Source organism: Streptomyces sp. NPDC047880, from assembly GCF_040706515.1.
Lineage (GTDB): Bacteria > Actinomycetota > Actinomycetes > Streptomycetales > Streptomycetaceae > Streptomyces.
Genome location: NZ_JBEZOK010000045.1, coordinates 1 through 12,262 on the forward strand (window position 1 = coordinate 1; position 12,262 = coordinate 12,262).

Sequence of the window (12,262 nt, forward strand, 5' to 3'; positions counted from 1 at the left end):
ACAAACGCGACTACATCTTCAACGGCACCCTGACCGTCACCGCGATCGTCATCTGGCTCCGAGACACCGTCCAAGAGCCATCAGAAACGGCCTAGCGGACCTTCAACACACCGAAGTCTCGTCCGGGGTGTCGGAGGTCAGAAGTTCGTGCGGTCCTTCCACTCGGTGGCACGTCGGCCGGGATACCGACAATTGTGGACGACGGCTGGCTGGCGTGTTCGTCGATCCAGGCTTGGGGGACGAGAACGTCGCCCGTTGCGCCAGTTGTAGCGCACGCACTCCTGGTACCACTGTTCTGGCAGGGGCGTTACCACTCGCGATGGCTGGCAGTTGGGGGCCAGGCCGTTGGTGAAGCGGGACATCAGCTCGAACACGCCGCGGACGCGTTGCGGTCGGCGTCGGAGCGGATGAGATCGGGGATGCAACTGTCCTTGGCGACTTCGGAGGGTAGAACGCTTGGGTGGACCTGGTCGAGCAGTCGCATGCGGGGCACAGGCCGTCGCTGGTGAAGGAGACTGGGGCTGGCCCCACCCCGGATACGGGGGCTTGCGACCGCTGGGTCCGGGGGGCATCCGCAATGATGTGCCGTGCCATCCCTGGCAGGGTCGTCGGTGAGAGGCCGATGTGTCTGCGTCAGGCGGGCGACGGCCGTGACCAGGGGGTGTCACCATGCACGGCAAGCGCGTCGCCGCAGCGGTCCTGCTCACCACGCTTCTCGCCGGGACTCTGGCCGTTCCGGCGGCATCGGCCGCCTCGGCAGAGTCTGACGGGGGACGGCGGAAGACCGACCGGGTGCAGCGGCAACTGGACCTCCTCGTCGGCCGGGACGACGTTCCTGGTGCCCTCGCCTACGACGGGAGGACTACGTGGCCCGCGGGTGTCTCCGACCTGGATACCCGGAGCCCGATGCTCGGGGCGGACGGCCGGTTCCGGCTGGCAAGCGATACCAAGTCGTTCACCGCGGCGGCCGTGATGCACCTGGTGTCGGACGGCCGTCTCGGCCTCGACGACCGAGCCGGACAGTACGTGCCCCAGCTCGCTAAGAGTCGCGTCACCATACGGCAGTTGCTCAAGCAGACCACCGGGCTGCCGGAGTACACGGCGCTGGTGGACTGGACCGCAGAGCCTGGCACGTCCGAGGACTACCTCGCGCTCGCGCTCGCGGCACCGCCCGCATTCGAGCCCGGCACCGACTGGGGCTACTCCAACACCAACTACTTGGTGCTCGGCATAGTGATCGACAAGGTCACGGGCATCGGATTCCGCGCGTACGTCGAGGAGACCGTCCTGCACCCGCTGGGGCTGGACAGCACCTACTGGCCGGAACGAGGAGAGACCGCGCTGCGCGGACCGCATGCCCGCAACTACGGTGTCAGTCCGGTGAGTCCGCAGGCGGGGCCGGTGGACGTGACCGAACTTCCCGGCTACGAGTTCGGCGCGGCGGGCGGCCTCGTCTCCACACCAAAGGATCTCAACGCGTTCTGGGACGCGCTGTTCGGCGGGCGGCTGCTGCCCGGCTGGGCGGTGCGACTGATGACCACGGACACCACCGATGTCGGCGGGCGGGACACCTATCCGACGGGCAGCCGCTACGGCTACGGCGTCGCCTCCTTCCCACTGAGTTGCGGCGGTGAATACTGGGGGCACGGCGGCGACCTGCCAGGCGACTCGGTTGCCGGAGGCCGGGCCTCGGGCGGGCGGGGCACCGTCACCGTCTACACCACGACCTGGGCGGGCGAGGGGCGGAGCCTGCGCCGTCTCCAGGGCGCGGCAGACGCTGCGCTGTGCATGCCGGACGGGCGATCACGTAGTTGACACAGGGTTTCGGGCAGGGACACGGGGTGCTGATGTGACCGGTCAACGCGCGCCGGCGCGGCCTGCCCGTCGACACGGCGTCCCTCCCGCCCAAGCAGCGCCGCCGCAGCGCCCGCACGGTGGAGGACTACTACCCGAAGCTCTGCCCCGGCCGGCCCTCGGGTGCCTCAAGACCTGGAGCCTGACGACCAAGGGGAGCCCGACTGGCTGTGGGACATACTGCGGCTGGCGCACCTGGTGCTGTTGTGTGTCCCGCTGGCCGGGCTGGTGCTTGCGATGGTGAGCGCGGTGATGCCCGAGGAGGCGGGAGCGTGGTCCGGCTGGGTACGGTGGGGGATTTCTGGGTTCAGCCTGCTGATGACCGGACTCATGGGCGGGATCATCGGTGGTTTGGCCTTCGGTCTGGTGGCCTCCAGCGAGGGGTGTTGGACGCCGCGGGGGGCCGTGCGACGCCTGCTGGTGTACGCGGTGCCGTTCCTGCTCGCCGTACCGTGGCTGTCCGGTCTGCACGCCCCCTGGACAGGTGCACTCTCCTGTGCGGCCGCGCTCTGGCTTCTCATCGGACCAATCAACCAGGTCGCCAGGCACATACCCGGCGTGGCCGCCGATTGAAGAGCCTCCACCCTGAGGACGGACCGGCGCCGGTGTCACCACCCGCTGGAACAACGTCCACAGATCCTCCGGCACCCATCCGCTCGGGAAGCCGACAGTGCCCGCCTCCCTCTCAATTACCCTCTGGAGGTATGGGATTGCCGGAACAAGGGGCTGTCGCGGCGAGCAGTGCCGAGGACTACGACGAAGCCGCGGAGTCGGTGGCCGGGATCACCGGCCTGGTGCTGACGGCGACGGGGTGGGCACGTGTGAGGCGTGCGCTGGACCGGATGGAGAGTGCGGTTGGGTCGGGGAACGCGAACGTTCTGAACGCGGCGACGGGACAGCTGGAGCTTGCGACGCCCGTCAGGATCCGGACACCGCTCGGTGAGGAGGGCGAGCCGGCACCGCACGACGTGCTGGAACGAGCCAACCGGCTGGTACACGCGTTGCGCAGCGAAGCCGGGGATGGCGATCGCGTGGAGGGTGAGCCGACCGGTGACGACCTTCACTGACCAGTCCCTGGTCGTCCATTTGTTCACCGCCACGACCGGACGGCGTGCTGCTGTGTCGTACCGGCGGCTGCGCGGGGCGTGGGAGGCGTTCGGGACGGATCTCGGTATGACGCTTCCCGTAGCGGCGACCGGACTGCCCGACGTGCTCCCCGAAGAGCTGGCGGGTCTGCCTGCGACTGCAGGACTGGGGGCGCGGCGCAGCCGCGACGGTTTGTCGCAGGCGATCCTGCGACGACACCATGACCTGTTGTGCCTGTCGGTGGCGCTCTCGCCCGCCGCGGCCGCCGAGGCGTCGTGGGCGGAATGGGACCGGCGATGGGCGCAAGTCGTCGGCACGACGGGAGAGTGGGCCGTCGGCGAGGCCCGGCTCCTTGTCGCCTACTGTGCCGCGGATGACGGGTCGCCGGTGAACACCCAGCTGATGGAGGAGTCGATCCTGTCGGGGCTGTCTTCTGTCCATCCGCTGCCGCGTCTGGGGCCCGGTGTCGACGTGATACGCCCGCCGGTCACCGTGTGGGAGACGGGTGACACCTCCGAGACCCGGCAGTTGCGCAGGTTCGTCGCTGTTGCCGTCGACCGGGGGAGCGAGCCGCAGGAAGTCGAGCGCTGGCTCTGGAGCCAGGGGGGCAGCGCACCGCCGGCGTTCGTCCGGTATCTCGCCAACGCGGCCAAGCTCCGCTATGAGATCAGGGTGCGCCCGACGCACGACGGGGATCCGGGCTCCGACGTGGGAGCGATGGTGGACGCCGCGCTGGCGGTTCTGGATCGGTCCCCGACGGTCGACGAGTCACAGCCGGACGCACGCGGCGACGAATTGGCTCTGTGGCGCAACCGCCTGCTGGCGCTGACCGCCGGCTCCGCCGGGCTCACCCAGCGGATCACCCGCTTGAGGGAGATGCGCGCCACCGTACAGATCGCCGAGGCCAATATCCGTGCCCTGAGGGACGATGCCGGGGTGTCCGCCGATGGGCCCGGCGTGTTCGCGGAGGACATCGCTCTGGCCGGCCGATTCGTCCAGCACCTGGCCGACGAACTGGTCTACCTGGAAGCGGACCGGGAACGCGCACGAGATGCGCTGGCGGCTGTGGCGGCCGAGGCGGAGCATGCCGTGCAGCGGCGCCGGGAGATCGTCCAGGACCGGGCCGACGCCCTCCAGCGGCGGCAGAACGAGACGAATCTGATGCAGACGGCTCTTCTCGGCGCCGTGCTGATGGTCCTGGCCGCCGCGCAGACCTTCGAGTACCGAATTCCCCTGCTGCCCCGTCCCGCGGTTCCCGCCCTCATCGCACTGCTCGGCGCGGCCGCCCTCCTGTTGGGCAGCATGGTGCTGTGGCTCGTTGTTCCGTCGCAGACTGCTGGACAGGGCCGCGGACGGAGGCGAGCCGGCGCTGTGTTCGCCGGCTTGGTCGGCGCCGCCGCTGGCTGGCTGGCCGTCACCGTACTCATGTACGCAGTCACCGGCAGGGCCTCGCCGGTCGTGCTGACGCTTGCTGTGACAGTGCCTGCATTCGGTTGTGGATGCCTCATCATGCACCGCCGCCTGTACACAGGTGAGCGAATTTGACCGGTGGCGACCTAAGTCGGCTGAGAGAACCTGGTTCGCCCACCAAGGTACTAACGTTCTTCTGCTGAGTGTGCGGAGGGAGAAGCATGCGGGAGGACCCCGCTGCGGCCGTTGCCGCGCGTGTCCGCCGATTCGAGACGGAGAGCGACCTGTCGGCGGTACTGGAACCGGAGGCGCTGGCCGATGCCCGCCGACTCGCAGAAGCCTTGCGGGACGATGAGGTCGGTGACCCGAGAACCATGCTCGGTTCCCTGTACTGGTACAGGTCGTGGGCACTGCAGCGCGAGGGCCGCCCGAACGACGAGGAAATCGAGGCAGCGGTACAGGTCCTTGTGCCGTGCTTCGTGGCGGGCGGCACACCGCTGCCCGAGCTCCTGCTGCCTCTGATCGCCCATGCCGCCGTCCCCGTCGCGCTGGCCATGCTCCAGAAGATGCGGGAAGAAGCGGGCCCCGATTTGTGCGCCGCTGTTCCGGGCCTGTGGGGCCGCATTGTGGAGGCCACGCCCCCCATGGTCGGCGCATCCCGTGCCTTCAGCCTGGCCAAACTCAGTGAAGCCCTGCTGCTGCGATTCAAAACGGAGGGACGCAAGCCCGATCTCGAGGCAGCGATCACCGTCGCCCGGGAAGCCGTGCAGCGGGTCTCCTCCGAGCATCCCAACCGGGCGGGATACCTGCACGCCCTGGGCGAGGCAATGCAGGCACGGCACGAGGACACGGACGGCCGGAACCCACTCGGCGAGGCAGTCACCGTCTTCCGTCAAGCCGTACGGACTGCGCATCCCGACGACCCGGGCCGGCCGATGTACCGGGCCCACCTAGCGGACTGCCTGCTGGAACAGTTCCGCAGAAGCGCGACGACCGAGAACCTCAACGAGGCCATTGAGGCGCATGCGCTGGCAGTGCACCCCGCACACCTCGACAACGGCGATCCAGCGCGGGCCAGGCTGCTGGGCAACCTCGGCATGCTCCTGCGGGAACGCTTCGAACGTACCGGGGAGCCCGGATATCTCCACGAGGCCGTCGCGGTGAGCCGTAGCGCGCTGGAGGCCGCCCCCGAGGACGCCCTCTTCCAGGCAGCTGTCCTGACGAATCTGGGAGCATCCCTGCGGAACCAGTTCGGCATCACCGGCCGGCAGGAACTCCTCGACGAGGCCGTTCCCCTGCTGCGCGAGGCGGTGAGCCTGATCCCCCGTGAGGACTCCGGTCGAGCGGCATGTCTCTCCAACCTGGGGGCAGCGCTCGGTGACCGGTTCGTACGCACCGGCGCCCAGGCCGACCTCCACGAAGCGATCGAGCACCTTCGCGAGGCCGTCCGGAGTGTTACGCCGCCGAGCGGGGCCGGGCCGCAGGCGAGTGTGTTCTGGTCCAATTTGAGCGGGGCTCTGAGGAGGCGCTTCGAGCGCTTCGGTGATCCGGCGGACCTGGACGAAGCGATCGAGACCGGCCGGCGGGCCGTCGGCCTCACCCCCGACGGTCATACCAACCGGGCCATGCACCTTTCCGCCCTGGCCGCCGCTCTCGGCCACCGGGCCGAGACACCCACCAGCCGGCCGTCCGATCTGGAGGAGCTGGACGACATCTGCCGTCAGGCCCTTCGCGCGGCGCCTCCCGGCCACCCCCTCCACGTGCTCTGCCTTTCCAACCTCAGCGACACCCTCCGCCTCCAGCACGAGCGCACCGGAGGGGAGTCCGGCAGCCTGGACGAGGCAGTGGAAACGGCCCGAGCGGCAGTGCAGGCCGGAACCGAAACCGATCCCTACCGGGTCGTTCACCAGTACAACCTGGGGCGCGCTCTCCGGATACGTGCCCAGGAAAGCGCGGACCCCGCGGACTTGGACGCGGCGACAGAGGCTTTCGCCGCCGGGTCGAACACCGTCGGCGCCCCGGCCTGGAGGATCAACGCAGCGGGTGCGGCCGCGAAACTGGCCCAGGACCGGGGCGACACCCGTTACGCCGCCGGGCTCCTGGAGAACGCCGTGCGTCTGCTTCCGGACGCCGTCCCGCGGCGACTCACTCGTGTCGACCAGCAGCACGCCCTGAGAAGCCTCTCGGGGCTGGCTGGCGATGCCGCTGCGCTCGCCCTGGCCGCCCATGGTCAAGCCGGCGCCGCCCGCGCACTGGGGCTGCTGGAGCAAGGCAGAACAGTGCTGCTCAGTCAGACTCTCGACACCCGCAGCGACCTGACGGACCTGCGGCAGCGACATCCCGCTCTGGCGGCCCGCTATGCGGAGTTGCGCGACCAGCTGCACGCCTCCGGGGTACCCACGCACTTCGGCAGCACGGCGCCGGCCACGAACGCACCGACACACGTGCTCCTCGACCGGCACGGGCTCTCTGCTCAGTTCGCCGAAACCGTCGCCGAGATTCGCGGGCTCGACGGCTTCCACACCTTCCATCTCCCGCCCGAGACAGAACAACTCGTGCAGGAGGCGTACCACGGTCCCATCGCGGTACTCAACGTAAGCCCGCACCGCAGCGACGCCATTCTCGTGCGGACACAAGGAATCACCAGCGTCGAACTGCCTTCGCTCACTGTGGAAAAAGTCAGCGAAAAGCTCTTCCAGTTCCATACATCGCTTGCTGACGTCCACGATCCCGGCCTTGGGCAAGACGAACTGAACCGTGCGCAGGATGCGCTGCACGATGTCCTGGAATGGCTGTGGGAAGCGGCTGCCGCACCTGTCCTCGAACGGCTGGAGATCCTCGGACCACCGTCGGAGGGAGCGGCGTTGCCGCGCATTTGGTGGGTCCTCGCAGGCCCGCTCGGTCTACTGCCCATCCACGCTGCCGGCCGTCACCGGCAAAGGACCGGCCACACCGCCATGGATCGCGTCATCTCCTCCTACACTCCAACGATCCGCGCCCTGAGCCACGCGCGACGAGCGACCCCGCCAACGGCTCCCCCTGGAAAAGCTCTGATCGTGGCCATGGCGAACACATCCGGAGCTCACCCGCTGCCCTACGTACGCAGCGAAGTCGAGAACCTCAAAAGGCGACTGCCTCAGCACGTCGTCCTCACCGACGATCCAGGTGCCGGCGCGGAGCACACACACGACGCAGTAGCCACGGCGGCCAATGTCTTCGCTCACCTGGCCGACTGCTCCCTCGCACATTTCGCCTGCCACGCCGTCAGCGATGCCGCGGACCCTTCCCGCAGTGGCCTACTGCTCCATGGGCACCGGACGACACCGATGTCCGTCGCCGATCTCGCCTCGGCCAGCTTGGTCCACGCTCGGCTGGCCTATCTGTCGGCGTGCCGAACCGCGCTCACGGCAGACCTCCGCCTCGTGGATGAGGCGATTCACCTCACTTCTGCGTTCCAACTCGCCGGCTTCCGCCACGTGATCGGCACTCTCTGGGAAGTGAACGACAGGCTGGCCGCCCGGGTCTCTGACCGCTTCTACGCGAGTCTGCTCGACCTCACGGACAGAATCGAAGACGACAAGGTCGCCACCGCGTTGCATCACACGATGCGCGCGCAACGCGACAGGTACGTCGATACGCCGTCCTTGTGGGCAGCCCATGTCCATGTCGGGCCGTGACCCACTCTGCGAACTCCAGGACATGTGCGGTTGCCCAGCGAACCGGCGAGCCCAGGTCAGGGCACAACCGGATGCGCTTCGATCTTGCGGCAGTCCGGGGTGATGACTGCCGCGCAGGTCACCTTCCGGCTCCAGCGCCTGCTCGAGGAGTTCGCCTTCAGCGGCGATGGGGAGGCCGACTTCGAGCGCCTGGACGGCGAGGTCGATCGCATCCGTGAGGAGAAGAGCAGCATCGATCCCGTCCCCTTCCAGGAGGAGAAGACCGTCTGGTCGGTAGAAGACCGTCTGGTCGGTAGTGGGCGATGAGATCGCCATGGGGCCAGCGCTTCAAGGACTGAAGCCCGGGGGGCCGGTGAAGGGCTGATCGAGCTCGGGCGGGCGGGTGGTGGCCGTCTGGACGATGGTCCTCTCCTCGCACCCCCTCCGCTCCTGGAACATCACCTTCTGAGGGGCGCACGCCCGAGCACTCAGCGCCGGAGCACGTCGGCGAGCCAGTCGAAAACGACGTCGCAGTGCTGCTGAGGGGCCATCGGGGAGCAGTGCAACTGTGCCCCGGTGGCCTTCGTCAGTTTCACGTAGTCGCGCCGCGTGCGCAGCAGGTCGTACATCTTCCGCGGCTGGCCCGGGTAGAACTGCTCGAAGTCGTAGTCCAGTACGAGCGTCGGGGCCTTGATCCTGCCGACGATCCCGGTGATGTCGAGGCCCATGGCCACCTGCGCCGGTGTCCAGATGTCGGTGAGGACCTTGCCCCGGCGCGCCTGGCGCAGCGCCTTCCGGTCGAAGATCTCGAAGCGCTTCTTGACCGTGAAGGCCTCCTGCGGGGTCAGCTCCGGGACGACGTCCTCGTTCCAGACCCGGTTGGTCTCCTCCTTGTCGGGTGTGACGATGTCACGCAGCGCCTCGTCGAATCCGAGCCAGGGGCTGAGACATCCGGGCATCGCCACACAGGCGGCGAGCCGGTGCTCGAAGGCGGCGGCGCGCGGGGCGAGGTTGCCGCCCATGCTGAGGCCGGTGAGGGCGATCCGCCGGCTGTCCACGTCCTCGCGCCGCAGCAGCCAGTCGACGACCGGGGCGACCACCGTCTCCCAGCGGGTGGTGAAAGGGATCTCCTCGACGAACAGCAACTGCCCCTGTCCGGGGCCGTCGTAGACGAGGGCGTTCCAGCCGCGGTCGAGGGCTGCGGACACGCCGTAGGTCCACATGTCCACGTTCTGCCCGTCACTGCCGTTGGTGAGGATGACGGTGGGACGCCGCTCGGCGGGGCCGTCCGGGCGGAAGAACCACAGCGGCAGCCGGGTCCTGCCCCACGGGACCCGGGCGGTGACGGCGGCGGGCGTGCAGAGCCGGGCGAAGGTGTCCCAGGCCCTGCGTCCCGCCTCGTAGACCGCCTCCTCGTCACCGGGCTGGTCGGTGCCCAGGACGTAGAACAGCGCCTGGGCGTAGTACTGGGCCGCGCGCAGCGAGCGGAAACGGCGGGTCTGCGACGGCGTCCCGCGGCCGTCCCGGCCCACGGCCGGGGGAGCGGAGAGCCGGTCGCCCCAGGACCGGAAGGTGTCGGTGTAGGTCTGCTCGGAGAGCCCTGCCACGTTGATGGCGTTGACCGCGGTCAGCACCTCGCCGACCTCGGAGGCGCGCATGCCTGCGGCGCCCAGCGCGAGCAACCCGGCGAAGTTGAAGCCGGGATCGGCGAAGAGCTGCATCGCTCCCGGCGTCGGATCGGGCGCGGCCGAAGGCGCAGTGGACGCGGCGGCCGCGGTACGAGCGGTGCTCCCGACGGCGAGCGCGCCCGCCCCCGCGGCGAGCCCGGTCAGAGCCGTGCGGCGGGTGAGGGAAGCAGGCTGGTGCGGTGTGCTTGCGGTCATGCGGGGACGCTACGACGCTCCACCCCGCGCGCACATGTGACGCGCCCTCCCATGCTCCGAACGGGCCCGTGCGCGGGCCCGGTCAGTACCGCCCAGGGTGTGCAGGACGCAGTCACCGCACATCCAGGCCCAGCGCCCGCTCGACGCCCCGGCAGGGCTGTCCCGCCTCCAGAGTGTCGCGTTGACGACGCACATCGCCGACCTCGAGCACGCCATTGCAGAACTCACCGTTACCGGAAGCCCCGACGCATGAATGACCCTGCGTCATTGCGGCTGCGGCACGCCCTGGAACACGCTGGCATTCCCGTGCGACCGGGCACCGGCCGGGCTGTTGTGTCCGCCTTGCAGTGGATCGTGACCGGCTGCTCCCAAGACACCAGCGGCGCTCTGTCTGTCCTCCACGCTGTGCACGGAAGCCGGTATCTCGCGCGCCACCTACTACCGCTCACCCCTGGCGAAGATCATCACCGGGCTGCTCCGGACACCAGACGCGCCCCGCCCGCAGACGGACACCCTGACGGCGGACATCGCCCGCCTCAAGACCCGTGACGCCTCGAATGCCGCCGCCGGAATGACTGCCGCGCCTCTATTCCTGCGGGGGCTTCTATGCCCTTGATCAGGGAAAACAGGGCTGTCTTGAGGTCGGGCGCCGGGCGGTATGACGGTGTGGCTGATCTGCTGTGGGATGACGTGAGCGTTTCTTCGATCCGCACCTGATGGGATTGCTATTGGACGTGAGTGTCCCTGATGCCTCGGGGCACAACAGGCAGGACGTACTGGATCTCGTCGTGGAGAGAGGCTGGAAGTGCCAGTACTCCGCAGGAGAAAGGGTGCTTCACTTGCCCCGGGCGGAGACTGCGCTGTCTCGACCAGCGGATACTGAGTGTCCGAGCCTGCGTGTCCGGCTGAGAGCTGATGTGCTGGCGATCTTCCGCTTCTACTCGGACGAGGAGATCGATTCCGACGTTGATCTGAGCGAGTTGCAGGGCAGGAGCGACTTGATCTGTTCTGGCGGCTTTTGCGGGAAAACGGGCGGCGGTTGGGTAAGCCGGTGCTGATGCATCCGGAGGGTGCGCATGGTCATCCGGTGCTCGGGTTCGATGCCGAAGCTGATCGAGTCGTCCTCCTTGCGGAGCCACTGGTCAGGTGACTGCGGGGGAGGGCCGGAGTTCATGGAGAGCGCGGAGCAGCACCCGTTCAGCATCCGAGGCGATGGGCAAGGCGGAGCAGATCTGCCAGGTGCAGCACCCGTCCCTCGAATCCTGGGAGGGGAACGTGCAGTGTCTGGGTCCAGCGTGCGGGGATTGCATCCAGCCCGTAGTACGCCCCCGCGAGGCCTCCGGTCACCGCGGCGACGGTGTCCGTGTCGCCGCCGAGGTCGATCGCCGCGCGTATCGCGTCTTCGAAGCTGGCGGTGGTGCGCAAGGCCCAGACGGCGGAGCCAAGACAGGGCCAGACGGCACCGTTGAACTCGGTCGCCTGATCGGGGTGCCAGTCGGGCGCGAGGACGGTGGCGTAGCGGCCGCGGTGGTCGGGGTGGACGAGGGCCAGGATGTCCGGGAGCGCTGCGAGGGGGTCGGTGTCCTCGCACGTGAGGCGGATGAGTTCGTGGAAGATCGCGGTGCCCTCCCAGGCCGCGCGGTCGCCGTGGGTGAGGGCGGCGATGCGGTGGGCCGCGTCTATGGTCGCTTCCTGACCGGCGGGTGCGAAGTGAACCGCGGAGGTGGAGGCCCGCATCAAAGAGCCGTTACCCGCTGCTCGTTGGTTGACCTGGAAATGAATCGCGGCGGCGAGGTCCCAGGGCATGCCGTTGGTCAGGACGTCTTCGGTCTGCAAGCCGATGTCCTTCGGTTCTGATGCCGCCCACTGCTGGAAGCGGGCGAAGATGTCCGGCAGATCCAGTCCGCTCCGCTCCAGCAGGGACTCCGCGACCAGGACGGCCATCTGCGTGTCGTCAGTGGCCTCGCCGGGGTCCCAGCCACCGCCTCCGCACATCTCACCACCAGCTCCAGGCACGGGAAACCGCGCGGAGAACGCTCCCTGGGGGCCAAACTCGAAGGGCGCGCCCAAGGCGTCGCCCACCGCTGAGCCGACGACCGCGCCAGACGCTCGCTGAATCCGCTTCATTCGTGAAGGTTATCCGCGTCGCGTCGCGCCGACGGCCGCATGGCCCGCTTGCCTTCCTCGGCTCCCCGGACCATCGCCGTCGAGTGCGTCTCGTCTACGGAGGTGCACCGCCTGAGACACGTGGGTCTGAGACACCTTCACAGGTCACATAACGCCGTCCGGGACGGTCGTGGCCGGCCGCTGCATGGCGCCGGCCCGCTCACCGGCCGGTACGTCTCCGCCACCGCGTCCACGGTCGTCCACTTC

8 protein-coding genes and 1 pseudogene are annotated in these 12,262 nt (G+C 68.7%); 7 read left to right on the top strand and 2 right to left on the bottom strand.

What is annotated here, in order from left to right; translation table 11 throughout:
* The first annotated feature begins 669 nt into the window (after positions 1-669).
* The 6 genes from AB0937_RS37830 (at position 670) to AB0937_RS37855 (ending at position 8,333) form a co-directional block, all read left to right on the top strand.
* Positions 670-1,815, top strand: coding sequence for a serine hydrolase domain-containing protein (locus tag AB0937_RS37830; protein WP_366718651.1), 1,146 nt, complete (start codon positions 670-672; stop codon positions 1,813-1,815).
* A gap of 162 nt (positions 1,816-1,977) precedes the next feature.
* Positions 1,978-2,427: a hypothetical protein gene (locus tag AB0937_RS37835; RefSeq protein ID WP_366718696.1), complete on the top strand. Its 450-nt coding sequence runs from the start codon at positions 1,978-1,980 to the stop codon at positions 2,425-2,427.
* Positions 2,428-2,558: 131 nt separating this feature from the next.
* Positions 2,559-2,921, top strand: coding sequence for a CATRA system-associated protein (locus tag AB0937_RS37840; protein ID WP_366718653.1), 363 nt, complete (start codon positions 2,559-2,561; stop codon positions 2,919-2,921).
* Positions 2,905-4,485 (top strand): CATRA conflict system CASPASE/TPR repeat-associated protein, encoded by a 1,581-nt coding sequence (locus AB0937_RS37845; protein WP_366718655.1) that lies wholly within the window; start codon positions 2,905-2,907, stop codon positions 4,483-4,485. The genes AB0937_RS37840 and AB0937_RS37845 overlap by 17 nt, the downstream gene beginning before the upstream one ends.
* A gap of 86 nt (positions 4,486-4,571) precedes the next feature.
* Positions 4,572-8,027 (top strand): CHAT domain-containing protein, encoded by a 3,456-nt coding sequence (locus AB0937_RS37850; protein ID WP_366718657.1) that lies wholly within the window; start codon positions 4,572-4,574, stop codon positions 8,025-8,027.
* A gap of 102 nt (positions 8,028-8,129) precedes the next feature.
* Positions 8,130-8,333 (top strand): hypothetical protein, encoded by a 204-nt coding sequence (locus AB0937_RS37855; protein WP_366718659.1) that lies wholly within the window; start codon positions 8,130-8,132, stop codon positions 8,331-8,333.
* Between the two features lie 161 nt (positions 8,334-8,494).
* On the opposite strand, the gene AB0937_RS37860 is transcribed toward AB0937_RS37855, so the two are convergent.
* The gene (locus AB0937_RS37860; protein ID WP_366718661.1) at positions 8,495-9,889 is read right to left on the bottom strand and encodes an alpha/beta fold hydrolase; all 1,395 of its coding nucleotides are present in this window, start codon (positions 9,887-9,889) and stop codon (positions 8,495-8,497) included.
* A gap of 666 nt (positions 9,890-10,555) precedes the next feature.
* On the opposite strand from AB0937_RS37860, the pseudogene AB0937_RS37865 reads away from it, so the two are divergent.
* Positions 10,556-11,039, top strand: a pseudogene (locus AB0937_RS37865) (hypothetical protein).
* Positions 11,040-11,086: 47 nt separating this feature from the next.
* Here the strand turns inward: AB0937_RS37865 and AB0937_RS37870 are convergent.
* Complete coding sequence (locus AB0937_RS37870; protein ID WP_366718663.1) at positions 11,087-12,016, bottom strand: ADP-ribosylglycohydrolase family protein; 930 nt, start codon at positions 12,014-12,016, stop codon at positions 11,087-11,089.
* Positions 12,017-12,262: the final 246 nt, after the last annotated feature.

Coding starts and splice junctions, on each gene's coding strand:
- AB0937_RS37830 (WP_366718651.1), top strand. CDS start 670: ATGCACGGCAAGCGCGTCGCCGCAGCGGTCCTGCTCACCACGCTTCTC.
- AB0937_RS37840 (WP_366718653.1), top strand. CDS start 2,559: ATGGGATTGCCGGAACAAGGGGCTGTCGCGGCGAGCAGTGCCGAGGAC.
- AB0937_RS37850 (WP_366718657.1), top strand. CDS start 4,572: ATGCGGGAGGACCCCGCTGCGGCCGTTGCCGCGCGTGTCCGCCGATTC.
- AB0937_RS37855 (WP_366718659.1), top strand. CDS start 8,130: ATGACTGCCGCGCAGGTCACCTTCCGGCTCCAGCGCCTGCTCGAGGAG.
- AB0937_RS37860 (WP_366718661.1), bottom strand. CDS start 9,889: ATGACCGCAAGCACACCGCACCAGCCTGCTTCCCTCACCCGCCGCACG.
- AB0937_RS37870 (WP_366718663.1), bottom strand. CDS start 12,016: ATGAAGCGGATTCAGCGAGCGTCTGGCGCGGTCGTCGGCTCAGCGGTG.